Source organism: Photobacterium sp. ABD4_091 (assembly GCF_056160145.1).
Window position 1 is genome coordinate 3,101,645 of sequence record NZ_JBSWWQ010000001.1, and the last position, 25,285, is coordinate 3,126,929.

Annotated in this window: 24 protein-coding genes and 1 riboswitch; of the genes, 6 read left to right on the forward strand and 18 right to left on the reverse strand. The window is 48.0% G+C overall.

Features of this window, described 5'->3' with window-relative positions; all coding sequences use genetic code 11:
* Positions 1–33: 33 nt before the first annotated feature.
* From ACXAGQ_RS14210 to ACXAGQ_RS14265, 12 genes are all read right to left on the reverse strand, one after another.
* Positions 34–1,209 (reverse strand): ABC transporter substrate-binding protein, encoded by a 1,176-nt coding sequence (locus tag ACXAGQ_RS14210; protein WP_475254581.1) that lies wholly within the window; start codon positions 1,207–1,209, stop codon positions 34–36.
* 38 nt (positions 1,210–1,247) lie between these two features.
* The gene (lpdA, locus tag ACXAGQ_RS14215; protein ID WP_475254582.1) at positions 1,248–3,506 is read right to left on the reverse strand and encodes a dihydrolipoyl dehydrogenase; all 2,259 of its coding nucleotides are present in this window, start codon (positions 3,504–3,506) and stop codon (positions 1,248–1,250) included.
* Between the two features lie 11 nt (positions 3,507–3,517).
* Positions 3,518–4,105 (reverse strand): carboxymuconolactone decarboxylase family protein, encoded by a 588-nt coding sequence (locus ACXAGQ_RS14220; RefSeq protein ID WP_475254584.1) that lies wholly within the window; start codon positions 4,103–4,105, stop codon positions 3,518–3,520.
* A gap of 140 nt (positions 4,106–4,245) precedes the next feature.
* The gene (locus ACXAGQ_RS14225) at positions 4,246–4,638 is read right to left on the reverse strand and encodes a hypothetical protein (protein WP_475254586.1); all 393 of its coding nucleotides are present in this window, start codon (positions 4,636–4,638) and stop codon (positions 4,246–4,248) included.
* A 219-nt stretch (positions 4,639–4,857) separates the two neighbouring features.
* Complete coding sequence (locus tag ACXAGQ_RS14230; RefSeq protein WP_475254587.1) at positions 4,858–5,448, reverse strand: TfoX/Sxy family DNA transformation protein; 591 nt, start codon at positions 5,446–5,448, stop codon at positions 4,858–4,860.
* Positions 5,449–5,572: 124 nt separating this feature from the next.
* Positions 5,573–5,677: riboswitch (cyclic di-GMP riboswitch) on the reverse strand.
* 203 nt (positions 5,678–5,880) lie between these two features.
* Positions 5,881–6,885 (reverse strand): substrate-binding domain-containing protein, encoded by a 1,005-nt coding sequence (locus ACXAGQ_RS14235; RefSeq protein WP_475254588.1) that lies wholly within the window; start codon positions 6,883–6,885, stop codon positions 5,881–5,883.
* Positions 6,886–7,266: 381 nt separating this feature from the next.
* Positions 7,267–8,088 carry a heme ABC transporter ATP-binding protein gene (locus ACXAGQ_RS14240; protein WP_475254589.1) on the reverse strand — a complete coding sequence of 274 codons (822 nt, stop codon included), beginning with the start codon at positions 8,086–8,088 and terminating at the stop codon, positions 7,267–7,269.
* A complete protein-coding gene (locus ACXAGQ_RS14245; protein ID WP_475254766.1) occupies positions 8,085–9,122 on the reverse strand; it encodes a FecCD family ABC transporter permease in 1,038 nt (345 codons plus the stop codon). The genes ACXAGQ_RS14240 and ACXAGQ_RS14245 overlap by 4 nt, the downstream gene beginning before the upstream one ends.
* A 33-nt stretch (positions 9,123–9,155) precedes the next feature.
* Positions 9,156–9,992 (reverse strand): heme/hemin ABC transporter substrate-binding protein, encoded by an 837-nt coding sequence (locus ACXAGQ_RS14250; protein ID WP_475254590.1) that lies wholly within the window; start codon positions 9,990–9,992, stop codon positions 9,156–9,158.
* Positions 9,989–10,411 (reverse strand): ExbD/TolR family protein, encoded by a 423-nt coding sequence (locus ACXAGQ_RS14255; protein WP_475254591.1) that lies wholly within the window; start codon positions 10,409–10,411, stop codon positions 9,989–9,991. Before ACXAGQ_RS14255 ends, ACXAGQ_RS14250 begins: the two co-directional genes overlap by 4 nt.
* Positions 10,408–11,082 (reverse strand): MotA/TolQ/ExbB proton channel family protein, encoded by a 675-nt coding sequence (locus ACXAGQ_RS14260; RefSeq protein WP_475254592.1) that lies wholly within the window; start codon positions 11,080–11,082, stop codon positions 10,408–10,410. Before ACXAGQ_RS14260 ends, ACXAGQ_RS14255 begins: the two co-directional genes overlap by 4 nt.
* Before the next feature lie 18 nt (positions 11,083–11,100).
* Positions 11,101–11,847, reverse strand: a complete 747-nt coding sequence (locus tag ACXAGQ_RS14265; protein ID WP_475254593.1) for an energy transducer TonB — start codon at positions 11,845–11,847, stop codon at positions 11,101–11,103.
* A 358-nt stretch (positions 11,848–12,205) separates the two neighbouring features.
* Here ACXAGQ_RS14265 and hutW point away from each other — a divergent pair, with 358 nt between their 5' ends.
* From hutW to ACXAGQ_RS14290, 5 genes are all read left to right on the forward strand, one after another.
* Positions 12,206–13,591 (forward strand): heme anaerobic degradation radical SAM methyltransferase ChuW/HutW, encoded by a 1,386-nt coding sequence (hutW, locus tag ACXAGQ_RS14270; protein ID WP_475254594.1) that lies wholly within the window; start codon positions 12,206–12,208, stop codon positions 13,589–13,591.
* A gap of 57 nt (positions 13,592–13,648) precedes the next feature.
* Positions 13,649–14,167 carry a heme utilization cystosolic carrier protein HutX gene (gene hutX, locus ACXAGQ_RS14275; protein WP_475254596.1) on the forward strand — a complete coding sequence of 173 codons (519 nt, stop codon included), beginning with the start codon at positions 13,649–13,651 and terminating at the stop codon, positions 14,165–14,167.
* A 21-nt stretch (positions 14,168–14,188) separates the two neighbouring features.
* Positions 14,189–14,746, forward strand: a complete 558-nt coding sequence (gene hutZ / locus ACXAGQ_RS14280) for a heme utilization protein HutZ (protein ID WP_475254598.1) — start codon at positions 14,189–14,191, stop codon at positions 14,744–14,746.
* A gap of 191 nt (positions 14,747–14,937) precedes the next feature.
* Positions 14,938–15,333 (forward strand): hypothetical protein, encoded by a 396-nt coding sequence (locus ACXAGQ_RS14285; RefSeq protein WP_475254599.1) that lies wholly within the window; start codon positions 14,938–14,940, stop codon positions 15,331–15,333.
* Positions 15,334–15,498: 165 nt separating this feature from the next.
* The gene (locus ACXAGQ_RS14290; RefSeq protein WP_475254600.1) at positions 15,499–15,690 is read left to right on the forward strand and encodes a hypothetical protein; all 192 of its coding nucleotides are present in this window, start codon (positions 15,499–15,501) and stop codon (positions 15,688–15,690) included.
* Positions 15,691–15,772: 82 nt separating this feature from the next.
* Here the strand turns inward: ACXAGQ_RS14290 and ACXAGQ_RS14295 are convergent, their stop codons facing one another.
* The 4 genes from ACXAGQ_RS14295 to torC all read right to left on the reverse strand — a co-directional run bounded on the left by ACXAGQ_RS14295 (position 15,773) and on the right by torC (position 21,158).
* Positions 15,773–16,339, reverse strand: coding sequence for a hypothetical protein (locus ACXAGQ_RS14295; RefSeq protein ID WP_475254601.1), 567 nt, complete (start codon positions 16,337–16,339; stop codon positions 15,773–15,775).
* Positions 16,340–16,564: 225 nt separating this feature from the next.
* A complete protein-coding gene (gene torD / locus ACXAGQ_RS14300) occupies positions 16,565–17,218 on the reverse strand; it encodes a molecular chaperone TorD (protein WP_475254603.1) in 654 nt (217 codons plus the stop codon).
* 170 nt (positions 17,219–17,388) lie between these two features.
* Entirely contained in the window at positions 17,389–19,920 is a 2,532-nt protein-coding gene (torA, locus tag ACXAGQ_RS14305) for a trimethylamine-N-oxide reductase TorA (protein WP_475254604.1), read from the reverse strand.
* A gap of 71 nt (positions 19,921–19,991) precedes the next feature.
* A complete protein-coding gene (gene torC / locus ACXAGQ_RS14310; RefSeq protein WP_475254606.1) occupies positions 19,992–21,158 on the reverse strand; it encodes a pentaheme c-type cytochrome TorC in 1,167 nt (388 codons plus the stop codon).
* A gap of 201 nt (positions 21,159–21,359) precedes the next feature.
* On the opposite strand from torC, the gene torR reads away from it, so the two are divergent.
* On the forward strand, positions 21,360–22,073 hold the full coding sequence (gene torR / locus ACXAGQ_RS14315; RefSeq protein WP_475241346.1) for a two-component system response regulator TorR: 714 nt from the start codon (positions 21,360–21,362) through the stop codon (positions 22,071–22,073).
* A 474-nt stretch (positions 22,074–22,547) separates the two neighbouring features.
* On the opposite strand, the gene panP is transcribed toward torR, so the two are convergent.
* The gene (panP, locus tag ACXAGQ_RS14320) at positions 22,548–24,209 is read right to left on the reverse strand and encodes a pyridoxal-dependent aspartate 1-decarboxylase PanP (protein WP_475254608.1); all 1,662 of its coding nucleotides are present in this window, start codon (positions 24,207–24,209) and stop codon (positions 22,548–22,550) included.
* A gap of 75 nt (positions 24,210–24,284) precedes the next feature.
* Entirely contained in the window at positions 24,285–25,283 is a 999-nt protein-coding gene (locus ACXAGQ_RS14325; RefSeq protein WP_475254609.1) for a DUF2860 domain-containing protein, read from the reverse strand.
* Between the last annotated feature and the right edge of the window lie 2 nt (positions 25,284–25,285).

The following is a 25,285-nucleotide window of genomic DNA, read 5'->3' on the forward strand; positions in this document are numbered from 1 at the left end:
TAACTCCCACCCGTTAGGCTTAGCCTTTTAATTTTAGCTGCCGTAGCGCTTTTGCCATTCAAGCTCAATGGCGGTCAGCCAGCTTGGGTGTGGCTCAGGAATCGATTTGAACAATGAAAAGCCGTGCGCGCCGCTATTGGCCAGAGATTCTGGTTTCAAAACAGATGGGTCCCCCCAGATTTTTGCATCCGCCTTGCGTGCTTGTGCCTCCGGGCTCATCAAGAAATTGATGGTGACCAGAGCGCCTGCTTTCGCTTGGGCATTCCAGGGTATCGCCAAAAAGTGGATATTAGACAATGCACCTTGTTCAAAAGCATAGGTTTGCGCCGTATCGACCAAGTTACCATTTTCTATCGCGGCATTGGCGGCGTTTGGGTTGAACGTAATAGCTAGCAGCAGTTGCTGATCATCAAGTAGCTGGATAGTCTCACTGGTGCCCGACGGGAAGCGCTTGCCTTGTTGCCAGGCAACAGGGTGGAGCTGGTCGAGGTATTGCCACAACGGTGCCGTTACCTGCTCAAATCGCTGGCGTTCCTTCTGGCTGTCAATTGCAGAGTAGAGTGAATCCGGTTCATTGGTTAGCTCCAGCAAAGCGGCTTTCAAAAAGCTGCTGCCGTGAAACTCAGGTGGTTGCGGGTAGCTTACCTTGCCCGGGAAGGCTTTTGCTAAACTCAGCAGCTCGGCGAAATTCTTCGGCGGGTTGTTGAGAGTTTCTTTGTCATGGATAAAGACTAACTGGCCGACGCCCCATGGAGCCTCCAAGCCGACCGTTGGCTCGGTGAAGTCTTCATCGATTGGCAGGCGAGTGTCCACATATTGCCAGTTAGGCAGTTGCTGGGTAAATGGGCCGTGCAGCAGGTTACTTTCCTTCATCGAGCGGAAGTTTTCACCATTGATCCAAACCAGGTCAACACTGCCGCCTTCGTTTTTACCTGCGGCTTTTTCTGCCAGCAGGCGCTGGGTAGTTTCAGCGATGTCGGCGACTTTGACGTGTTTGAGGCTGACACCATACTGGGCTTGTAGCTGGCGACCTGCCCAGCGTAGGTAATCATTGATTTCTTGGCTGCCACCCCAGGCATTGAAATAGACAGTTTGCCCTTCAGCCTGTTTAACGATGTCATCCCAGTTTTGTTCTGGTGCGGGAGCTGCTTGTGCCGTGCTAAGGCCAGAGGCCAGCGCAAGCGCCAGCCCCAGGAGTGTTTTTTTCATGATCCTTTTCTCATCCCTATTTTTCGCTTAGCGCACCTTCATTGCTGCGCTTTGGTGCTGTTTCTACGGTGTCTATTTTCAACCCTGCTTATTTCAACAGCGCTCGCTGATTCAGCTTCACGCTCGCTAGCAGCAGCTTGCTCGTCTTTGCGCATCCAGCCATGGTATTTCTCAACCAGTGTAAGCAGCCCTTGTGGTGCATTGGCTTGTTTCCATACCCCAGCCGTGTATTTTGCGGCTTCACTCATTGTTGGGTAAGGGTGGACGGTACCCAATATCTTGTTCAGGCCTAGGCCGTGGCGCATTGCAAGGGTAAATTCGGCAAGTAATTCGCCAGCATTATGGCCAACAATGGTTGCTCCAAGGATTTTGTCCTTGCCTTTTGGCGTGATCACTTTGATAAAGCCATGATCCTCACCGTCGGTAATCGCCCGGTCCAAGTCATCAATTCCGTAGGTAACAATATCAAAATCAATACCTTGTTGCTTGGCTTCTTTCTCATTAATACCGACACGGGCCACTTCTGGTGAAGTATAGGTCGCTGCTGGTAGTACCGAGTAATCAGCTTTGAATTTCTTGAACTGGCCAAATAAACCATTCACAGCTGCGTACCATGCCTGGTGAGCGGCAGCATGGGTCAACTGGAACGGACCGGCAACATCGCCAACGGCAAAGATGTTCGGGTACTTGGTTTGAAGGTATTCATTAACCTCGACTGTGCCACGTTCAGATGTGGTAATGCCAAGTTTCTCAAGGCCGAAACCTTGTACATTAGCAACACGCCCCAGGGCCAGCATCACGGCGTCAAATTCAACGGTTAGTGACTCACCGTTAGCGGTTTCCAACAACACACGCTGCTGCTCGTTACCTTGCTCATCGGTAACACGTTCGAATTTCACCGCTTTATGGCCAGCTTTAATGTCTACACCGTCTTGCTCAAGGCTGGACTTGACCAAAGCGGCAGCGTCACTATCTTCACGAATGAGCAGCTGTTCAGCCATTTCGACTAAGGTGACATCGCTGCCTAGGCGCTGGAAGCTTTGCGCCAGTTCACAACCGATTGGGCCACCACCCAGTACTAATAGGCGCTGGGGTTGTTCAGTCAAAGACCAGATAGAATCTGAAGTTAGGTAGTTAACTTTATCTAAACCAGGGATACCCGGTACCAGCGGGTGAGCACCCGTAGCAATCACGATATTACGGGTCGTGATACGTTCACCGTTCACTTCGACTTCCCAAGGCGAGAGAATAGTCGCTTCACCAGAGATACAGTTTACGCCCAGTTTGCTGTAACGCTCTACGCTGTCATGGGGTTCGATTTTACCAATTACGTTGTGAACACGTTGCATCACCTTGGAAAAATCCACTTTGGCTTCGCCGGTCTCGATACCAAAATCCTTGGCACGGGTTATTTCAGCCATGGTGTGGGCTGCGCGGATAATGGCTTTGGATGGAACGCAACCGGTATTGAGGCAGTCACCCCCCATTTTATGGCGCTCAATAAGAGTCACCTTGGCTTTTACCGCCGCCGCGATATACGCGCTAACCAAACCACCTGCGCCTGCACCAATGACGATCATGTTCTGGTCAAAATGATTTGGCTTGTCCCATTCAGCGTAAACACGGCGCTTGTTGAGAATTTGCATGACGGATTTGGCGATCAGCGGGAAGATACCCAGTAGTGCCAGCGATACCAATACGGGCGCAGAGATTATGCCGCTTAGGCTGTCTATCTGGCCTAACTGGGTACCGGCGTTAATGTAGACAGCAGTACCGGCTAGCATACCCAGCTGACTGACTAGATAGAACATGCGGGTAGAAATTGGCGTCAAACCCATCAGCAAGTTAACGATGAAAAACGGGAATACTGGTATTAAACGCAGTGTGAACAGGTAAAACGGACCGTCTTTCTCAATGCCCCGGTTAATTGCGGATAGGCGGTGGCCGAATTTAGCCTGTACCCAGTCACGCAGGATGAAGCGACTAAACAAGAAGGCGAGGGTAGCACCAATCGTGCTGGCAAAAGAAACCAGTAGTAGGCTCCACCAGAAACCGAATAGCGCTGCACCGAGCAAAGTCATAATCGCTGCACCCGGTAAAGACAGTGCGGTGACAACAATGTAAAGAACAAAGTAGACCATGCTTGAGAGGAAAGGCTTGGCATGGATGGTGTCAGTCAGTGCGATTTGCTGTGCCTTGGCTTGTTCAAGGGTAAAGTACTGGCCAAGATCAAATGCAAACCAAACAGCAATCAATGACACAACTACGCTGACAACCAGCAGTTTTTTTCTGTCCATAATTTGCTCCTTTATTTGTCCGTATGAGTAGGGGCATCAGCGGATTGCTGTCCACCAGGTTGGATCGGGAGTGAACAAAATCCTTGCTCAGGTACATCAAGTGCAGTGTTAAATTTTGCCGACAGGTTTTGAAATGCAACCAGCGCGGTTAAATCAACAATAGCATCTTCATCAAACCATTGTTTTAAATCTGAAAGCATTTCATCGGTAACGCGCTGCCCTGTGATGGTCATCGCTTCTACATAACCCAATACTGCCCGCTCTTGCTCATTGAAGAGTTCACTTTGCTGCCAGTTGGCAAGCGCTTTGATTTTCTCGACAGAATCACAACGCTCGGCAAGCTTCATGCCATTGGCATCGACACAAAATGCGCAGTCGTTTAGCTGGGAAACCCTGACACAAACCAGTGAGCGAGTCACAGGGCTTAATGGGGATGAGCGGCGATCCAGGTAGCCGAAGAAACCAGCGACAAGCCAAAATAACGTAGGGCGGCGACCCCACAGCTTAGCGGGATTCAAAACTTTGCCGTAATGGCGTTTTTGCAGCCACAGAAGTGGCTTGATAAATAGTGAGTAGTTTTCTTTGGCGGAAATGCGCACGGTGACCCCTTGTCTCTTTGTTATGCTACTGTGAGCCTATCAGGATAGCGGTGGTAATTATTACCGAAATTATCAGATAGTTATGAGACAAAGACCTTACTAGGAAGTAAATTATTTCACTCGTGGACAGAAATAAGTGTTTAGTTGACCGATATTTGTACAGTTTGAGCTTTGGACTGGGTGATCACTTTCTCTGAAGAGAGTTCCGTCAGAACAATATAGCCACATGCCATTAGAGGCACGAAGGCCAGCAGCATGGTTTTACCTATGTGGTAATTGCGATACCAGTACTTGCGAGCCCTGATTTTTAACAGTAGGCCCCAAAAAAGCAACAACGCATTTAAGCTAGCGATAGATACCAGTAAGCTGTGAAGTGACTGATATGTAGTGATGTTATTCTGAACAAGAATAAAAGCGACAAGAGGAGGAAGCAGGCTGAACAAAACAAGTAGGCGCATAATTCGTGGCCACTTGCCAAACTTATCCTTGAACATTTGATCGCTTTGCCCTGGAAAAGGTTTGGAACAGTTCATAATTACCCCCGGTGCTATTTTGAAACATATTTTACTAGGGTGAGTGTCCAATAAAAGGGTGTTGAGCGTTTTATAAACAGCGTTGTGAGATGATTCAATTTTTAACGAAAATTGACAAAAAGTTGTCAATGAAATGATTGAATATTGACACGTGTAAGTGTCGAAAAAATACAAAAAAGAGACCGTAATGGCCTCTTTATATATATGCAACTTATCTCGCTAGCTTAATTTTGCTAGCAACTCAGATCGCCTGTCTTTTGGAATAACGGACCAGTGTTTCCCGCTAATTGCCCCTTCTAGAGCCCAGAGCAAATCAATGCTCACAGTCCCTTGGTGAGTATCTTGTAATGCTTTAAAGGCATTGATAGAGCCCGCTTCCATTAATTCATCAACCGAACAAATACCTGCTTTCTTAAGCATTCTTTCATTCGCAAGGCGAAGGTTTGGTAGGTCTTTTATTCGATCTGGTGATGCTTTTTCTTTGGTCTCTTTATCGACTTTTGCGGCATCAAGAGAGCGAGAGGCTTGTTCGATAATCTTGCCAGTGTCATTCCACCATTCATCGGGTATCGCGTAATGTTTGGTTACAACTGGAAAGCCGCGTTTTTTATAGATATATGGTTTAAGCCCCGCCTTTTTATAGTCTTGTTCGTTTTGTGCGTTGGCTCGAAGATGGAGTTTGTCATTTACTACGAGTGCAAACATTGTTTCACCCGCAAAAATCCCAAAACCACCAAACATTGAGCGTGACTTAACGTTATCGAAACAACTAAACAGGCGTAAAGATTCTTTTAAAATTGGTTTGTCCATGCTTCTTCTCGGTGAAAATTTCTTGGGTCACCTAACAACAGAGCGAGGATTGAAGAATAGCAAATATCAATACATTACACTGTCAGGAAAAAGTAAGACTTTCTTGACATTAGTTGCTATATCCATCGGCAACCCCGCTACCATAAGTTGACTGAGTTAATAAAACCCGACGACTCTTAGGCCGGAAGCTTTGCGTCCCTATCTTTCGATAGGTTTGCCTTGTTCGTGACAATTTAAGAATATCCCAGATGATATTTTTGAACTTGATCGCAACTTTGGAAGTGTGATGTTGATTCCATAAATTTGCGCTAAATTTTGCTGTTGAAGGAATATTTTTGTCTCAAAATGACTTTATCTGCGTTGCAATAGATATAAAAAAACGGAGGAAAATTCCTCCGTTTGAAAGTTAAAAAAGTAAACGCTGGCGGCTACTTAGTTTAATTTTTTCACTGAGTGGCGGATCACCAGCTCAGGCACCATCTCGAAAACCTGGGTGGCGTGCTCTTTGTTTTTCACGCGGTGCATCAAAATTTCAATTGCACTCTTGCCTAGGCGGCGTTTTGGCTGGTGAATCGTGGTGAGCGGCGGCGAAAAGTAAGGTGCCAGATCAATATTGTCATAGCCAATGATAGAGATATCTTCCGGCACGTTGATGCCTGCTTGCTGGAAGGTACTGATCATCGCCATAGCCATGATGTCATTAAAGCAGAAAATCGCGCTGGGGCGCTCTTCCATCGCAATAATATTCTTGGCAGCGTCAACTGCGGACTCACACTCAAAGTCACCTTCGATGATCCAGTCCTCATTGACCTCTAGGCCCGCTTCGCCCATGGCTTTGCGGAAGCCTTTCAGGCGTTCGCGACAAGCGGTTTTTTCACTGTGTCCAGTAAGGCAGCCAATGGCCTTGTGACCATGTTCGATAAAGAATTTGGTCGCGACATAGCCACCAAGCTCGGCGTTGTCTTGGATTTTATCCGTGTGCGGGCTCTCTGGGCCCCAGTCCATGATCACCATCGGGGTGTCTTTCTGGCGCTCTAGCAAGCCCAAAAGCTGCTCATCTAGGTCTGAACACATAACAAGCAAGCCATCTACACGCTTTTCGGCCAGCATGCGTAGGTAATCACGCTGTTTAGACAGGTTCCCTTCTGTATTACACAGGATCAGGGTGTAGCCTGCTCCGTAGCAGAACTCCTCAACGCCGTGGACAACTTCCGCAAAGAAGGGATTGGTTGACTTGGTCACCAGCATGCCAATGGTTTTGGTTGAGTTGCATTTAAGGCTTCGCGCAACTGCGCTTGGTGCGTAATTCAACTCGTCTACCGCAGCCAGCACTTTCTTTTGGGTTGCTTCTGCGACGAAGCGAGTTTTGTTTATCACGTGAGAGACTGTGGTTGTTGATACACCAGCCATACGTGCAACATCTTTAATCGTTGCCATAGTTATTCTTCTAATAATGAAAGGTCAGAGAACCTTATAAATTAATCATTTACTCAACAGAAAAATGAACTAGGTCACGGTCTTCTATTCGAGTAGCTCATTGTTCTGTTGGGTACGAAAAGCAGAAACGGCAAAAGGCCGCATCTCAAATGGGCGGCTCTGAACTGACATTTTTGCTGCATGCATGATATGCATATCGCACATGTTGCATGGTTTAATCGCTTGCGTTCACATTTTACTTAGTGTGACCGAGAGTGCAATGCTTGTTATCTCAAATTGCATTTTTCGTTGCTTGCATTCGATTTTTTGCTCGATAGGAAGGCAATAGGACCAAAAATTAGCCCTGCTGATAATTATTTCTATGCAATTTGGTTAAGCTGACTAGGCCGCTGCCGGCAAGACAATAGGGTAGCCATCGACGGGGTGCTGGGTGATGCATACTGGCCAGCCATAGACAGACTCTATGGTTTCGGCCGTCAGTGCCTGCTGCGGTGTACCATCGGCTTGTATCTTGCCATGGTTAATGATAACAAGCCGGTCTGCATACTGGGCTGCTAGGTTAAGGTCGTGAATAACGATAATCACGGCGGCTCCAGCCTCTGCCATTTGCTTAGCAACAAGCAAAGCGTTGTGCTGGTGGGCAAGGTCAAGCGCTGAAGTGGGTTCATCCAACATCAGTATGCAGTTTTCACCTGCTTGACTTAGCTGGGTGAGTACCCTGGCAAAGTGCACACGTTGTTTCTCACCACCAGACATGGTTGGATAGAGCCGGGGAGCAAGATCGGTCACACCGACCATATCCATCTTTTCATGCGCAATTTGCTTAGTCTGGGCATTTGGTAACTCAAGCGGAAGTGCACCAAGCTCAACGACTTCCTGTGCCGAGAAAGCAAACGTTAATGAGCTGTGTTGAGGCAGGACACCAAGATGTTTGGCCAGTTGAGCGGGCGGCCAATCCTGCCGGGGGTAGCCGAACAGGTCGACATTACCTTCTGCTTCGACTTCACCGCACAGTACTTTTAGCAAGGTACTTTTGCCAGCCCCATTAGGGCCTAGCAGTGCAGTCAATTGACCACGTTTGATTTGCAGCGAGAAATCATCAAGCAGTTTTTTACCCCCTAGGCTGAGTGACAAGCTACGTGCTTCAATGGCAATGTCACGGTTAGCGCCCTGTAATTGGGCTGAGTTGGCTTGCTGGCTCATGACAATCTGCCTCTTTGCTTGATCAGTAAGTAAATGAAGAATGGTGCGCCTAATAGGGCGGTAATGATACCGACAGGCAGCTCTGCTGGCGCAGCCACAACACGGGCAAGCATATCAGCAACAAGCAAGATCAGAGCGCCAAGCATAGCGGACAGAGGTAACAAGGTTTTATGGTTCGGCCCTGAAATCATACGGCCGATATGTGGTACGATAAGTCCGACAAAGCCAATAACCCCGGTTAGCGATACGGCAATCCCGACACCTGCGGCACACAGCAAGATCAACATGCGCTTCAAGCGTTGGACATTCACCCCAAGGTGCTTGGCTTCCGCTTCGCCGAGTAAAAAGGCGTTTAGCGCGTTTGCATTGCGATCAAAAGAGAACAGCAAGGCGAACAGGGTTATATAGGCAAGGCCAATTCCTGGCCAAGTAGCGCCAGCTAGGGACCCCATTGTCCATAACGACAAATCACGCAGGGCTTGGTCATCCGCATAATAGTTCATTAAGCCAAGCGCAGCGCCTGATAGGGCGCCGATGGCGACACCGGCGAGCAACATAATGGTCACGGATGTGCCGTTTTTATCTGTGCCGAGCTGGTAGACCAAAAAAGTACTGACGGCACCGCCAATGAAGGCGAAAACAGGTACTGTCCCCAGTGTTAGCAATAGCGGAAAGCTTGCTGCCAAAGGTGCGAATATCACAATGGACAGCGCTGCCCCAAGGCTAGCACCGCCAGAAACACCGATGATACCAGGATCGGCGAGGGGGTTGCGGAATAGCCCCTGCATAACAGCACCACATAGTGCCAAAATGGCACCGATGGCCATGCCCAGTAAAGTCCGGGGGAGGCGTATTTGGTGAATAACGATCTCAATATGAGCTGGTAAATCCAGCTGAATAGGTAGTAGCGCTTTGAAGCTGTCAGCAAAACTGATATTCATTGGGCCCACCGCAATCGATGAGGTGAGAGCCAATACCAGTAATGTCAGGCCAACAGGAAAAACGATGCTGGCAGGGGTTCGTTGTAACTGCATCATAAATATACTGCTTTGATGAACGGCAAACGGTTATTTGTTGTAAAACACTTGGTTCAGGCGTTCTGCTTCACTCAGGCTTTTCAGGCCAAGTCCACCAATAAGCGCTGTACCATCAATGGTTACAACTGCTTTGTTCTGGGCTGCAGGCGTTGCAGCAAGCAAAGGCATCTTCTTCAACAAATCATCAGCAGAGCCAATTTGGCTGAGTGTGCGAGAGCTTAGCAAGATGATATCAGGCTGCATTTCAACCATGGATTCGAGTGATATTGGCTTGTAAGACTCGACGGCGCCTGCGGCTGGGTTAATGCCACCTGCAAGACGAATCACACTGTCAGCGGTGGTATTACGGCCAGAGACATTGGCTGGGCGACCTTCGTGGATCATCAGGAACAAGACTTTCTTCTTGTGTGTGTGCTTTGCTAGGTTTTGGTTGATGGTATCCACTTTTGCCTGCACTTGCTCTTGAAGTACGCGTGCTTCTTTTTCCGTGTTGGTCAATGCACCCACTTGCTGAATTCGAGCCAGCAGATCATCGACGGTTTCACCCGAGTTGACCACATCCACTTCGATACCTGCTTGCTTAATCAGATCCAAGGTTGTCTTTGGCCCCATCTCACTTGAACCAACCAGACGAGTAGGGTTCAGGGCGATCAAGCTTTCGGCTGAAAGCTGGCGGTGGTAGCCCAGTACCGGCGTGTCATCATTGGCCATTGTTTTACTGGTGACATCAACGGCAACAAGTTGCTGTTGTGCTCCCATTGCATTGATGAGCTCAGTGATAGCGGCCCCTGCACTGATGATGCGCTCACTGGCATAAGATGAGTTAGCAGCGAGTAGTAATGCGCTAGCCAGAGCAATACGCTTCATGATTTATCCTCTTCCATTAATAACTGTGTCGCCTTGATTTCATTTTGTTGAAGAAAAGCGAGAAGTTTTAGCATGTTTTCAACCGAGCCTGCCTTATCGGCACCGATCACAACGGGCTTATCAGGATTGGCTTTTACTTCCTTGAGAAGTGCGGTCTTGAAGGCATCCCAACTGTCGATTTCTGAGCCTTGCAGCGCCCAGTAGGGGGCTGTTGCGGTAATGTTGACAGTAATAGGATCTGATTCTGTTTCTTGCAGAACCTGCGTTTCAGTTTGCGGCAGTTCAACATCTAAAGACTCTAGCTTCACGCTGGCTGTCAAAAGAAGAAACACCATAACGATAAAGATGATATCGAGCAGGGGGGTTAGATCCGGCTTCAGCTCATCATCGCCAGTGAAGCTTTGATGAGTTCGGATCATGATGTGGCCTCTGACTGTACGGCTTTTGGCTGGTAGTTGCCATCAAGAGCTAAACCTTCTAACCATAGGTTGCAATGGTTAAGGCTATGCTCAAGCTTGGCGGTGACTTTATCAGCCCATAAGCCGAGTAGTTGTGAACCGGTGATAGCAGGTAGCGCAATGATCAAGCCAGCTGCCGTTGTGCGCATGGCCAGACCCAGGCCGTCAGCAAGGTCGTTAGGGGTCACTGAACCTGAGCTCATCGCAATGCCCTTGAACATTTCAATCAAGCCAAGAACGGTACCCAATAGACCAAGTAGAGGGCTGATCACGCCAATCAGGCTTAATAGGCGTAGGCCTGAACGAAGCTGAGAGCGCTTTTGCTGTAGCCATATTCCCGCTGCATCTTCACGCAAAGGCTTGGCAAAATGACGGTGTGAAATGAGCATGGAAACGCCTTTGAAAAGCAAAGGGCGTTTTTCTTTTAGCGATGTCGCTAACTGGTCGAGCCCAGCTTCATCGCTACGGCTTTGTTTAGCCAAAATGGCATCAATTTTACTGCGGCCTACACCCGTGCATAACAGCACCTGTATGCATCGTTCAATTAGGATCATTAGCGTCAGTGCTGAACACAGCAGCAGGGGTGCCGTCATTAGGCCAAATTGGTTTTGTAGGGAGTGAAACATTTCCATGGGTGATTCCAATAATTGCTAGTCCAGCTTAAAGCGGACAGGAACTTGTACGCGATGGGCAATGGCTTGACCATCAACAATATGGGATGAAAACCGCCAGCGTTTGATGGCTTCTAGCGCAGCATCATCAAGGATCTCTGTGCCCGATGATTTCAATAGATTCTGTTTTACCTGCTTGCCAGACTCATCAATCCAAATTTCAACCAAGACTTGGCCTTCAATACCGCGACGCTTAGCAATGCGAGGGTACTTTACAGGGCTAGGCCTTGTGGCGAAGGTTGGTTTGGTCACGAGCTGAGGCTCACTGTTCACCCCAGAAGCGGCTTGTGCCGGAGTAGGTGCAGCTGTCTTCGCCACTTCTTCAATAGCTTTAGGCTTATCGTTCTCAACGGGCTTCTGAACAGGTGTTGGTTTCTTGTCGACCTTTTGTTCGGCCTTCTTCTCAACTGGTTTTTTCGGTGCAGCTTTAGTGACCTTTTTTACCTCGGGTTTAGGCTCGGGCTGCTTTTTCTTTACCAACTTTTTAACCGCAGTGTCTTCTTTAACGACTTTTTTTGGCGCTTCGATTGGCGCTGGAGGTGGTGGTTCTGCAGCAACAGGTTCAGCTGGCTGAGGAGCCGGTGCCGAGACAAGATTCAGCGAGACTTTGGTTGAGTCTGTACCTACCGGCATCGCCATCACCATTTTGTTAGGCACAGCGGAAAGCAATAGGCTGTGGGCAAGTACTGATACAACACCCGCTATGGCATATCTCTTTGCGTTCACTGTTTAACTCCAACCATGCAAAATAATGCTTTATGTGTTTGTAACTATTGATAAATCGTATAAACAGTAATTTATCAATTAGCCCTTCGAATCAAGAATGGTTATCATTATCCATGTAATCTAAATAATATCAATTATCATTTGCAATATTATTTAGGGGTGCTTATGATTGCCTGCAAATAAGAGTGGTTATCATTCCACTCAATAACTAGGGCATAGCCCAAAAGAAAGTAGTCATGCACGTTTGCTCAACGTGGTGCTAGAAGTAAACAGCAATGAACTGTTGCTCTAGTGAGTAAAACTGACAGGTATCAGCCTGTTGAGGAGGGGCTAGGTATCTAGCTCGACGAAAAAGTAGATGATTGAAGAACAAGCATTACAATCTGCTGTGTTGGCGCCGGAACTACTGACTGAAGCGGTGGTAGGAAAGCACACGCCTGACCCACTTCGCTATGCATTCGCCAATAAGCGTTCAGCGCATGCCGGTGGTATGTCGGCAATGATCGCAGAGGAAGAGCGACAGGGTTTAGCGCTCAAGGCGCTAGCGACTGTGCCAGAAAGTCCTAACAGTCGATGTCTTTATATTCATATTCCATTCTGCCGTGTGCGTTGCACGTACTGTAATTTCTTCCAGTATGCTTCCAGCCAGTCTCTAATTGATGATTATTTCGATGCACTGATGGTTGAGCTTAAAGCAAAAGCGGCAATGCCTTGGACACAAGCAGCCCCGTTTCGGGCGGTCTATGTTGGTGGCGGTACGCCAACCGACTTAACGGCAGAGCAAGTGACACGCCTGGGTAAAATGGTGAAAGCTCACTTTCCATTGACCACAGATTGCGAAATTACCCTTGAAGGCCGTATTAACCGCTTCGATGATCAAATGTTCGAAGGTGCCCTAGAAGGCGGCTTTAATCGTTTCTCTTTTGGTGTACAAAGCTTTGACACAACGGTACGCCGCAAGGCTAAGCGCCTTGATGACCGCGAACCGGTGTTAGAACGCATCCAGTCTCTGAGTGCGACCAATGCTGCGCCAATCGTTATCGACTTGTTGTTTGGCTTGCCTTATCAAGATATGGCGGTATGGCAGCAAGATTTGAATGACTTCTTGGACAGTGGAGCTCATGGCGTCGACCTTTACCAGTTGATCGAGATGGGTGGCACACCAATGAAAGGCATGATTGAGAAAGGGCGCCTGCCTGAGCCTGCTGATACGCCGACCAAAGCATCTATGTTTGAGTACGGTGTTAACTTCATGGCGGAGCACCATTTACGTCGACTTAGCGGAAACCATTGGGCTCGAGATAACCGAGAGCGCAGTATTTATAACAGCCTTGCGAAAACCTCAGCCGAAGTCCTGCCATTGGGCGCTGGTGCGGGCGGTAACGTAGGCGGCTTCGGTTTTATGCAGCACCGTACCTTGGAAGCTTATATCGAAGCGATCAAGGCTGAGCAGTTTCCGCTTGCCATGATGACTAGGTCTAGCCCGCAGGCAGCGCTGCATGCTGAGATCAAAGCCAGTTTTGACCGTGGATTCTTGTCTGCAAGGGATTTCCAGCAGAAGTTTGAGCAAGACATTTTTGGCCTGTGTAAACCATTGTTCGAAGCATGGCAAAAGAACGGGCTGGTCAAACTGGAAGGCCAGTATCTATCCTTGACGTTAGCTGGAACGTTTTGGTCTGTCACTTTGGCCCAGTCGATGATTCAAGTTCTACAACAGCATGCGATGAATAAAATCGCAGCTTAACAGAGTCAAAATATAACTTATTAAAAACCTGTACATTGAAGTACCTGGAGAAAAATCGTGTTTGAGAAAATTTCATTTGAATCGCTAAAAGCACAAGTTGCAGAACAACTAGCCGCAGAGCCTAAACTGCATGCCATGGCTATTGCCGAAACCCTAGGTGTTACTGAAGGTGAAGTTGTGATGGCTTTTCCTGAAGAGTTAGTGGTTGCCCTTCCAGGCGAACATGCCCAAACAATTCTTGAACAGCTACCTGCATGGGGCCCAGTTACTACCATTGTTCACTCAATGGCATCTATTTTTGAAGTAAAAGCGCCTTTCCCTAAAGGTAAAGAAGCACGTGGTTACTACAATCTAATGGGTAAAGAGGGTGAATTGCATGGCCACTTGCGCCTCGACCTTGTGACTGACATTGCTTTGGTAAGCAAGCCATTTATGGGCCAGGAAAGCTACTTCATCGGCTTCTTCGCGAAAGGCGGTGAGTGTGTATTCAAGGTTTACCTGGGACGCGACAAGAAACGTCAGCTGTTCCCAGAGCAAATTGAAAAATTCCAAGAACTTAAAACTAAATTCAAATAATAATATCCGGAGAAAGTCAGAATGAATGCTGTAAAGCAAGAGCGCCTTCAAAACCGCCTAGGTCCAGAAATTAAAGAATTCCGCCAGTCTTGCCAGACTATCCAGTTGGCGACAGTGGATGCTGACGGTAAGCCAAACGTGAGCTACGCACCTTTTGCGCTGTTGGATGACGGCTACTACGTGCTAATCAGCCAAATTGCCAAGCATGCACGTAACCTGCTGGAAAACCCACAGGTTTCTTTGATGATGATTGAAGATGAAGCATCGTCTAAAACCATTTATGCACGCAAACGCCTTACGTTCGAAGCCAATGTGGTTGTGGTAGAGCGTGAAACCGAGAAGTGGCTGGCGGCAGTAGAAGAGCTGAAGTCACGTTTTGGCGAGATCATCGATGGCCTTAGCGGCTTGGAAGATTTCAAAATGTTCCGTTTCGAGCCGACTCAAGGTCTCTTCGTTAAAGGTTTCGGCCAAGCCTTCCAGGTTGGTGGTGATGACTTGGTGGACTTTGTTCACCTCCAAGAAGGTCACCGCCGTATCAAAGACGGTAGCGAAGTAACGCAACCGACTGAAGAGCTTTAATCTGTAAAAAGCTATACCTTCCAACAGCCTAGACCGCTCAATCTAGGCTGTTTTTTATCTGTCATTATAAGTGACTATAACAGACTATAGCGGATAGGCTTGATCGTGATCAGCGTCTTGATTATCCAAACTTGATAGCACAAAAATACCTGTGATAATTAGGATAAAGATAATTATCAACGGATAAAGTCATGTCTACTGATCCACGCCGCGAAGTGCGATTTGCCTATATTGCCAGTTTCCTTACCCCTTTGACTTTGATGCTTTCAGGCATCATTGCGGTTATCTACTCGGCTTACAAGCTGAACAAGGGGACAGATGAGCTGAGCTACAGCCATTACTACACCATCATCCGAACCTTCTTTTATTTCTTCACCTTCTTTGTAGTGTTAGGAGTAACTGCAGCAACCACCACGGGCATCATTGCCGGGGCAGAGTACTGGGTGTACAGCCCTGTACTGCATAAGATTTTGCAGGTCATTCCTTTTGTAGGTCTCATAATAGCATTGCTTGCGATTGTAAAATGGTTTATCCAGCATATCCAAGGCATGAAGCTGCTAAAGGCGAACCAGCCGATCGAGCTGTAATTAGGCAGTACGCGTTAATGAAGTGATTGAGAACCCGCTATTTATAGCGGGTTTTTTATGTATTACATTTGGTTTTGCGGCCAGGTTAGCAAGTCGCGGTCCGTGGTTTCGTTCTTGGTTCACTATAATAATAGGGACTCAGGTTGGTGAAAAAGGAGTCTTTCTATGTCGGATAAAACACAAAACCCAGAATCCCCTCAAGTTGTTCAAAAGTCGTCAGAATCAAGTGAAAAGCTAAGTATGCACGAAGGTGTGGCTAACTGGTGTGACTGCTGCATCTGCGAAGCTGAACCCTATTGGTTGGAAGTCGCAGAAGAAATGGGAATTAACATGAGTGACTATGAAGATGGTCGCTAAGTTTGGCTAGATATGAAAATGGCAGGGAAGCCACGAATACGTGGTTCACCTGCCAATGAATATAACTGGGGAAGTCTCTGGATTACTGAAGAGATTCCAATAGGCCATTAAGCTCTTGGATCAAGCTTTCAGTTTCAGGGTTGTTTGCTTTCATTGCTGCAAATGTATCAGCCTGCAGCTTTTCCTGCATTGCCATCAACTTTTCATCGGCAAGGATACTCTCGCGTTGTTCGGCTAGTTGGCGTTTGGCAGCGGCGAACTCTTGAATCAAGGTTTCGCGCTCTGCTTCGCTGGTCTCAGCATTGCGGACTTTCTCTTGGATCTCTTGTGCCTGGCTAACAAACTCGTCTGGGTTGTAACCTACCTCTTTGGCTTTTTCTTTGTAGGCCGCTTCAAAATCTTTTGCCTGCTCGACCAGCTCTGGGTGCGCTTGTAGCGTTTGCTGGCGGATGCTGGTCAAATCACGCTGGATTGCATTAATACGGTGTGTCACTTCTTTCTGGCTAGCAACCGTATCGGTTGCAGCATCACTGGCCTTCGATGCTGGGCTGAATGCGAACAAAGTCACAAGCATCAAAGGAAGGGCGTATTTCATTAGGCTGAATACTGAATTTGATTGTTGCAGGGTACGCGTTTTGCTGTTTTGCATAAATTAACCTTTATTGGTGGTTATCATCGCTATGGCTGCAATGTATAAAAGCTCCCAAAGCGGATTGTCAGTATTGTGTCATGTATGCTGGATACGAACTGAACAAGCAGAAGCCTGCCTTTGAAAGTGGGCGTTGCATGGAAGGCGAAGTATAAAAAAGCCGGCAATCCATGTGCCGGCAAATGAAGATAGTGTTTTTGAGTCGCTGGCTACTGCCAGTCAGGTTTATTGTTCTTCGCCTTTTAGGAACTGCACGTCCAAATGGCAGAATGCGATGAGCACTTGTGCTGCTGCTGCGTAGAAACCAAACTGGTCTCGCTGTTTGGCTTCAGCGGCAAATGCTGGCAGCCAGTTAAGCAGCATAGTGTTGATGAAATCGAGCTGCGCCTGCATAACCGGTTCAGCTTGCTCTTGTGAGCCTTGCTGGTTAGCCATAATGATTAGGTTGCCCATGAAGTCGAGCTCGACAGCCAGGTGATCGGCTGGCTCGTTAAACTCTTTGCGCTGGGCTATGCCGTACTCTTCCATCAGCTTGTTCATGTCTTGCGCGGGCTTGTCATTCATCAGGCCGCTTTCGCCGACATACATAGACGCATAGGGTAGGGCACCGGATTTCGGTGTGCTCAGGAACAAGCCACAGAAATCCGCAGCAAGCTCTAGTTGGGCGTCTTCACGGCTTTCCAAACGGTTCAGGGCATCGCGGAAGGCTTCCACTGGCTGTTTTAGCTCAGGTGTCATTGCCAAGCCTGACAAGAAAGTGACCATATCGCCACCACGGTATTGTTCGATGTCCTGCTCGGTCAGCTCACGAGCGAAAAGGGATGACATCCACCAATAAATTTCTGCGCGCTGTTCGTTGAAAGCAATAAACTCTTTCATGATCACTCCAAATCAAGGCATACGGTGCTGTGCTGACCGTATTAAAAACATATTCAGATAAAATAAATGGTGCATTTATTATACGTGAATAGGTTCTTTAAACACACTGTTATAAAAGTAAAAATCAGTCAGGGGCTTAAGCCCCTGACTGGGTATTAGCTGGTATTAACTTAGTCTAGATCCATTGCTGGGAATAGTGGGTTAATGTCAGTGACGGCGGTTGGGCCATGGAAACCGGTCACAGCTGGTACTGTGCCTGTGTATTTCTCGATTTCTACCTGTGCAGATGCAGCTGATGTTGCCTGAGCAAGTTTCGATGAGCCGATATCTTGGGTCAGTACGTTTGGATCACCGTAAGTACAAATTGTACCTGGCTTACCGCCTTCTAGCGGGCTGTACCATGCACCTTCATGGATACGGCAAACGCCTGCCATGTAGTCTTCAGAAACAACAGCACCTGCCAATACTTCACCACGGTCGTTGAATACGCGGACAATATCACCTGACTTGATACCACGGGCTTTGGCATCTTCAATGCTCAGATATACCGGCTCACGGTCGGCTACCGAGTAAGTTGCACGGTGCTCAGTAGAAGAACATAGCTGCGAGTGCAGGCGATGTTTCGGGTGAGTACTCTGCATGTTCAGCGGGAATTTATCTGAACGAGGACCACCGTGACTACGCTCTGTCTTCTCGAACCACATTGGGTGGCCCTGACAGTCATCGTAATTCATGTCGGCGATAGTCTTACAGTAGATCTCGATAAGACCTGTCGCAGTACCCAGTGGCTCTAGGTCTGGTTCATTACGGAATGATTCGTGACGAACCCACTCAGTGCCCGCAGGGAATTCGATGAAGCCTTCTTCTTCCCAGAACTTCTTGAAGTTGGACATACGCACACCGATACCACGGCCTTGCAGGCGGGCACCGTTGTAGAACTGTTCAATCCATTCCATCTGTGATTTGCCTTCAGTAAAGGCTTCTTCACGATCATAGCGGCGGCACAGTTCGCGGAAGATGTCGAAATCATCTTTTGCTTCGTACATTGGCTCTACCACTTTCGGCAGGGCAATGATACCGGCGTTGGAGTGGTTACCATACTGCTCGATATCGTTACGCTCATGCGTAGTCGTCGCAGGTAGAACGATATCGGCAAAGCGACAAGTCGCAGTCCACTGGTGGTCAACAGAGACAACCGTTTCCAGCTTACGCCAGGTCTTGATCATCTTGTTGCGATCTTGGTGGTGGTGGAACGGGTTGTTACCACAGAAGATCGCCATTTTCATTTCTGGGAACTTCACTGGGTGGCCGTTCCAGTCGATGGTTTTGCCTGGGTTTTCGATACAGTCTACGAAACGTGCTACAGGGATAAAGTTAGAGTAACCCTTGTATGAGCCGTTGTGGATTGGGTCGACACCGGTTACACCGCTGAAGCCAGACATCAGTGGGCCTGCTGACGTTACCGAGCCAGCATCGTTGTAGTGCCAGCCGAAGCCGAAGCCACCACCTGGTAGGCCAATTTGACCCAGCATAGCGGCAACAACAACCAGCATCCACGCGTATTGCTCACCGTGCTGCATGCGCTGTAGACACCAGCCACCGATGATCTGGGTACGGCCTGAAGCCATCTGGCGAGCAAGTTCACGGATAGTATCAGCGTCAATGCCACAGATCTTCGCTGCCCACTCAGGTGTTTTTGGCGTGCCGTCTTTCTCGCCCAATAGGTAAGGCAGGAATTTGTCGAAACCAGTGGTGTAGTCAGCAAGGAATTCTTTGTTGTATAGGTTCTCAGTGTATAGCGTGTGCGCAATCGCCAGCATCAAAGGAACATCAGTTTGCGGGTTTACTTTAACCTGCTCGCCGCCAACAAATTTTTGGGTATCAGAAACAACTGGATCAACGTAGATAACTTTGATTTCGTTGTTCTTCACTTTCTCTGCAAGCTTATCAAAGTAAGCGTATGGGCTATGGTCTGGAACCAACCAACCTACTTGCAGGTTCTTAATTGGGTCAGAACCCCAGATTACGATGGTATCTGAGTGCTCAAGAACCAGCGGCCAAGATGTCTGCTGCTCGTATACTTCCATTGCACCGGCAACGTAAGGTAGTACCACCTGCGCCGCACCTGTTGAGTAGTCACCCATCTTAGCAAGGAAAGTACCGTGCAGGCCGATTGCACGCATCATCATGGTACCTGCAGAGTGCAGTTTACCTACTGACTGCCAACCAGTATGGCCGGCGTAAAGTGCGCTTGGGCCGTAGTTGTTCTGGACACGCTCCATTTCATGGTAGAAAAAGTCCAAAGCCTGAGACCAAGGCACACGAACGAAGCGGTTGTCACCACGCTGTGTAGTGTCTGACTTATAACCGTGCTTCAGCCAATCTAGGCGAACCATCGGGTACTTAACACGTGCAGGGTTGTAAACCACTTCACGCACACCGTCGATCATTGTGGTTGGATGCTTGTCTTTTTCGAACGGTACGGTATCAACCCATACACCGTTCTCGACTTTGGCGCGGAAAGCACCCCAGTGGGAGCCAGAAAGCACTTCACCAGTGAAAGTCGCTTTAGTGTCGGTTGCAGCCATGGCGCTACGTGGTGCAAGTAGGCTTGTACCCACCACTGATGCAGCACTTGCTGCCACCATGCCAGAAAGGAAGCGGCGGCGTGAAACGCCTTTGTTTAGAATTTGAGTTGCCATTGAGCAATTCCTTAAATTTGAATTCTTTTGCTTGGGAGGGGGGAGTGGACTCCCCCCTCTGCTAATAGGAATTAATGTGCGCCAGCGCCGCCAGTATCACTACCGTGGTTCTGAAGGTACTTCAGAAGGGTGCGCTCTTCAGTTTTGCTTAGACGGTAGTAGGCGCTCATGCCGTTCAGGCTTGAGATCCAGCCGTTTGCAGTAAAATGGCCTGGTGCTGGGGCTGCGTGACAAGCGGTACAGGTCGAACCGTACATACCTTCTGCGTAGTTCCAGATAGGTTGGATGTCATCAATCATGTCATCTTTGGTGATCCAGCCTTCAACAGAAACGTGCTGCCATACAATGTTGGTTGATGCATCAGTCTGCTCTTCGATAAGCTGTTCAGATTCTTTCACATCGCCACGAATGGTCGCTTTGAAAACACGTTTGCCCATGTATTCTGTAAGCACTCGGCCACGGCCTTCTTTCTCAAGCCAGCCATCAATCTTCACTTTCATCATGTCACCGTCGCGCTCCAGTACAGTAACTTCAGAAGCTGGAAGTAGGCTGCCTGATACGGTGCTGTTTGCATCAGCAACGGCAAAGATATTCTTCTCGCTTAGTGAGTACAGGGTCTCTGCAACCGCACCTTGTGAGTTAGCCGTTGCCTGAAGCTCTTCGAAGTCTTTCTGGAAGCCGCCAGCCATGTTTGGCAATTCGTGGGCAATACCTTTGTGACACTCGATACAGTTCATGTCTTCAGCGGCTGCTTTGTTCATCTCGAATGCAGCTTGAGCAGACTGTTTGCTGTGATCCATCGCATCGTAAGAGTGACAGCTCTTACAGGTTTTGGAGTTCTGGCTCTTCATTCGGTCCCAAACGGCAGTTGCCAGTTCGAGGCGGTGTTCTTCCAGAAGCTCAGGGGTATCGATCTTCTTGGTGATGAAGTGGTTGTATACGTCTTTCCATGCGCCAAGCTTACGTTCTAGCTTACCTGGGAAATCTTTTGGCTGGTGGCAATCTACACACTCGGCACGAACACCAGAGGCATTTTTGAAGTGGATGCTTTGTTTGTATTCTTCGTAGTTCTGTTCCATGGTGTGGCAAGAAACACAGAATTCTGTTGTTGAAGCGAATTCAAAACTCTTGTGAACGGTCAAAACGCCCGCCAAAGTGATACCAATACCAACCAAGACCAGCGCAAGAATCGAATACTTGCTGCTAGGCTTAGTCAACATTTGCCAAAGTTTTTTCATAGTGGAAGATTCCAATTTAGAATGAATGCCTGCCGTAAACTACGGTGACGTATAAATTTTTATGGGGTAATCTTAATTCCACGATGTGAATAAGGTTAATGGCGGCGGTGAACAGGATTTGCTGGTTTATGACAAATTGTGAATAGCCGCCTCCTGTGCTAACGTTTTATAGAACAGTAAATAAGACATAAAGAGAAAAAAATGAGTCATCACGTACTTGTAGTAGAGGATGAAATTGTTACCCGTACCAAATTGGTTGGGTACTTCGAGAATGAGGGATATAAAGTCAGTCAGGCCGAAAGCGGCGCCCAGATGCGCGAAGTGATGGCCAGTGAAAAGATCGATCTGGTTATGCTCGATATCAACCTGCCGGGTGAAGACGGCCTAATGCTGGCACGTGAGCTGAGAAGCCGTTCAGAAGTCGGCATCATCCTGGTGACAGGGCGTACAGACAGCATTGACCGTATCGTCGGATTAGAGATGGGTGCCGACGATTACGTGACCAAACCCTTTGAATTGCGAGAGCTTTTGGTTCGGGTAAAAAACCTGCTGTGGCGCATCTCCCTTGTCGAAAAAGCACGTGATGAAACCATTGTTGAGATGCAGGAAGATAGCATTATTCGCTTTGGTGATTGGCAGTTTGATATCAATAAGCGTGCGCTAACTCACAATGGTGTGCCGGTTAAACTGACCAAGGCTGAATACGAGTTGTTGGTGGCATTTTCTTCCCACCCGAACGTGGTCCTGAGTCGTGAGCGTATCTTGAATATGCTCAGCCACCGTGTTGAAGCGCCAAATGATCGCACCATCGATGTGCTGATCCGCCGTATGCGCTCAAAGATGGAGGTTGACCCGAAAAACCCGCAGATTTTTGTTACGGTACACGGTGAAGGTTACATGTTTGCGGGTGACTAATTACCCGGCATTGATGTACTGAACCGCTGAAATAAATTGTAATAAATAGGCCGATATCCACTGGATATCGGCCTATTTTGTCCGTTTTAATCGGCGTTTTTGTTGATCTTGATCAATTATTGTTGCGTGTTGTGAACGGTCCGAAGAGTATCAATAGTAAGACGTACACTTTTAATTTTGCATTCAATGGCTAAAAGTTAAGGTTTGGTTGCGTGTGTGGGGTGGGTTTGTTGTCATTTCAAAGCCCTGTATTGGAGATTACTTTTAGATGAAATGACTGTTTGGTTGGAATTTGAGCGCTTTAGAGGTGTTTTATCAAGCGGTTAATTGCTTTGTGATAATTATTTTATGGCAATTGATGATTTTTACAGCAAGCTGTGAAGAAATATGAAATCATTTTTCGCGCCTTTTGATGCAAAAAAGCCTGGCTTTTGCCAGGCTTTCTAACCGTTTACTCACTTGAATGATGCTAATTTAGAGAGCAACTTGCTGATTGAGAATACTGTCAGTGAGTGTGTTGATTTTAGGGAAACTGATCAGGCTCTGCTTGGCAATATCTTTTTGCTCTTGCAATACTTCCTTGAGTATCTGCTCCGTTGTGAGTGGGTTGGCAAGTACGACGCGGAAAACGGTTGTTAGCCTGCGGTCCCATGCCTCTGGTGTGATACGGGTACGAGAAACAAAAGACTTACCTGATTCACGCTGGCGCTTCTGGATGAATTTGGTCATATCATCAAGGGCTGCTAACAGCTCTTCCCGTTGAGCGGTATCTGCCAAGCGCAGCGCTTCCTGGGTTCGAGCCGGGGCATAGCGGTAGGTCAGCAAGCACAGCTCGGGCTCTGAAATCAGCTCAAAATCCGGATCTTGATTAATCAAAGAGGCAAAGTACTTGGCCTTCTCGATACTGGTGTTGATCAGCATTTCATAGCCTGGGCGGCTGATGATATTGAGGCTGGCGTACAGCAGCATCGCCATACCGCTCCTTGAGCCTTCCAAAGTATGGCTACCTAAGTCTTTGGAGCCCTTACGCAGAATATACTCAGCATGGTGCTCAATGGCCGTCATTAGGGCTGGGTTCTTGAAAATGACCATACCAGCACCCATCGGCACATACAGCTGTTTGTGGGCATCAATGGTGACAGAGTCAGCACGCTCGATCCCTTTCAGTAGCGGGCGATAGGTGTTGGACATCAGTGTCGCACCGCCCCAAGCAGCATCGACATGGAAATGACAACCGTATTCCTGCGCCAAGTCAGCCAGCTCTTCAAGCGGGTCGATGTTACCGGTCTCTGTCGTTCCAGCTACACCGACAATCGCAAAGGCTTTGATATTGTCTTGCTTGAGCTCTTCTAGCTTGGCGCGCATTTCATCAACACGCACACGGTTTTGGCTGTCAGTCTTGATAGGTATCAAGCAGTCTCTGCCCAGGCCCAATACGTCAGCGGCTTTCTTGAGTGAGTAATGCCCACGCTCAGAAACCAGTACCACGAGGTCTTCGTAGCCATAATGCTTCATTGCTTTGAAAAGCCCTTCCTGTGCGACACCTTTGAACTCACCGTCTGGTTTGAGGGCACTATTGCGCGCAACCCAAAGTGCAGTGATGTTTGCAATGGTACCGCCTGAGCAGAAAGCCCCGAGCGAATGGTTGGCACTGTGCATCCACTGCTGGTAGAAGGCTTCTTGCTCGCTATAAATCAGGTTGTGAAGCATGCCCAGCACCTGACGCTCCAGTGGCGTAAACGCTTTGGAGGTTTCGATTTTCACCAGATTCTGGTTCAAACCGATCATGATTTTGGACAGCGGCATCAAGAAGTAGGGCAGGGCTGATGTCATATGCCCGATAAACGTCGGGGCAGAGGTATGCACAGACTGCGCAACCAACTTGTCCAATAGGAAATGGGTATGATCAGAAACAAAGCTCGGGGTCTCTGGGATATCGGCGGACGAAAAGTCCTTCTCGATTTCTGCCAGAGGTTTTTCACGGGCAGCAATATGCGTCTGCAAAAACACATTGAGGTTTTCTGAAATGTCTTTTTCGATCCGACCTAACGTCGACTCTGGTGCTTCCGGCACTGTAAAAATGCGATGCAGCGACTCTTGGGTTGCATCGGCTTTTTTGTGATCCACTACTGCCATAACGATTGATAACTTGTAACTATTTCGGCAAATTGCAGTTAATTTAATGCAATTTGCCGCCGCTGTCGAAAAAAATTAGAAACGGTAGTTCATACCCACGGTAAATAGTAAGCTTTCTTCATCATAAAAAGTGATGTTAGAGTTACTTTGGTTATAGCCTATAAGCGATACTAAGTTCCAGTTTTCCCAGCCCATAGGCTCGTCATATTGCGTGGCGAGGAACATACCCCACTTATCATCTTGTTGGGTACGTTCGAAGATTGGGTTCTGCGAATCAAAGTCAACGTAGTTATAGCTGAACGTCAATGCAAAACTGGCTTTATTGACTCGCTGTACCACACCTAGCTCTGCACCGTAGCTATCACTGGCCATTGCTGACCCCTGTGCGTCATTACGGGTATAGCTAACCGCTGAGCGGATGACCTGCGTGCGGCTAATTGGCAAAAAGTGGCTTAGCTGGGCAAAGTAGATATCAGATTGGCGATCCAGTGATTGCTTCTGAGCATCAGTGAGATCGCTCTGGCTGGCTCCGCTGGCTTCCTCATCAAGATCTTGGTTACCGCCAGATAGCTCTAGAGAGAAATTACTGCCGAGGATCTGGTTGTATTGAAAACGCAGGCCTCTAATTTTACTGTCTGTCTTTGAACGTGCTTCATTTAGCAAGTAAGGGTCTTGCCAGGTTTCACTGGTCAGAAGGCCCGGGACATAACTAAAAACCAAGGTGCCGTTGTCTTCGAGTTTGTGTTTATAGCCCAGTTCAACATGGAAGCGACCGAATGCTAAGTCTGAACGGCTGGTACCAAAGTAAACCTGCTTGTCGAGTGCTTCGTTGGTATAGCTGATGGTGCCTAGCGGGGCGATAAGAAAATCACTTTCTTTATCTGCTTTGCCGTAATCATTGATCGTGCTGTCATCAGTGTTGAAAGGAGAACGGCTTTCAGAATAACCAGCCAAAATAGATATGTCGGCATTGAAGCCTGCAGACCAAGGCTGTGGTTGGTTGGCTAACGCTTGAGTCGATAAGCAAGCAGCTGGAAGAAGAACGATGAATGCGTTCGCGTACCGGTTTGTCATTT

Coding starts and splice junctions, on each gene's coding strand:
- torD (WP_475254603.1), bottom strand. CDS start 17,218: ATGAAAGAGTTTATTGCTTTCAACGAACAGCGCGCAGAAATTTATTGG.
- hutZ (WP_475254598.1), top strand. CDS start 14,189: ATGAATGCTGTAAAGCAAGAGCGCCTTCAAAACCGCCTAGGTCCAGAA.
- ACXAGQ_RS14290 (WP_475254600.1), top strand. CDS start 15,499: ATGTCGGATAAAACACAAAACCCAGAATCCCCTCAAGTTGTTCAAAAG.
- panP (WP_475254608.1), bottom strand. CDS start 24,209: ATGGCAGTAGTGGATCACAAAAAAGCCGATGCAACCCAAGAGTCGCTG.
- ACXAGQ_RS14210 (WP_475254581.1), bottom strand. CDS start 1,209: ATGAAAAAAACACTCCTGGGGCTGGCGCTTGCGCTGGCCTCTGGCCTT.
- ACXAGQ_RS14235 (WP_475254588.1), bottom strand. CDS start 6,885: ATGGCAACGATTAAAGATGTTGCACGTATGGCTGGTGTATCAACAACC.
- ACXAGQ_RS14295 (WP_475254601.1), bottom strand. CDS start 16,339: ATGCAAAACAGCAAAACGCGTACCCTGCAACAATCAAATTCAGTATTC.
- ACXAGQ_RS14225 (WP_475254586.1), bottom strand. CDS start 4,638: ATGAACTGTTCCAAACCTTTTCCAGGGCAAAGCGATCAAATGTTCAAG.
- ACXAGQ_RS14240 (WP_475254589.1), bottom strand. CDS start 8,088: ATGAGCCAGCAAGCCAACTCAGCCCAATTACAGGGCGCTAACCGTGAC.
- hutW (WP_475254594.1), top strand. CDS start 12,206: ATGATTGAAGAACAAGCATTACAATCTGCTGTGTTGGCGCCGGAACTA.
- torR (WP_475241346.1), top strand. CDS start 21,360: ATGAGTCATCACGTACTTGTAGTAGAGGATGAAATTGTTACCCGTACC.
- torA (WP_475254604.1), bottom strand. CDS start 19,920: ATGGCAACTCAAATTCTAAACAAAGGCGTTTCACGCCGCCGCTTCCTT.
- ACXAGQ_RS14250 (WP_475254590.1), bottom strand. CDS start 9,992: ATGAAGCGTATTGCTCTGGCTAGCGCATTACTACTCGCTGCTAACTCA.
- ACXAGQ_RS14325 (WP_475254609.1), bottom strand. CDS start 25,283: ATGACAAACCGGTACGCGAACGCATTCATCGTTCTTCTTCCAGCTGCT.
- lpdA (WP_475254582.1), bottom strand. CDS start 3,506: ATGGACAGAAAAAAACTGCTGGTTGTCAGCGTAGTTGTGTCATTGATT.
- ACXAGQ_RS14245 (WP_475254766.1), bottom strand. CDS start 9,122: ATGCAGTTACAACGAACCCCTGCCAGCATCGTTTTTCCTGTTGGCCTG.
- ACXAGQ_RS14285 (WP_475254599.1), top strand. CDS start 14,938: ATGTCTACTGATCCACGCCGCGAAGTGCGATTTGCCTATATTGCCAGT.
- torC (WP_475254606.1), bottom strand. CDS start 21,158: ATGAAAAAACTTTGGCAAATGTTGACTAAGCCTAGCAGCAAGTATTCG.
- ACXAGQ_RS14230 (WP_475254587.1), bottom strand. CDS start 5,448: ATGGACAAACCAATTTTAAAAGAATCTTTACGCCTGTTTAGTTGTTTC.
- ACXAGQ_RS14255 (WP_475254591.1), bottom strand. CDS start 10,411: ATGATCCGAACTCATCAAAGCTTCACTGGCGATGATGAGCTGAAGCCG.
- ACXAGQ_RS14260 (WP_475254592.1), bottom strand. CDS start 11,082: ATGGAAATGTTTCACTCCCTACAAAACCAATTTGGCCTAATGACGGCA.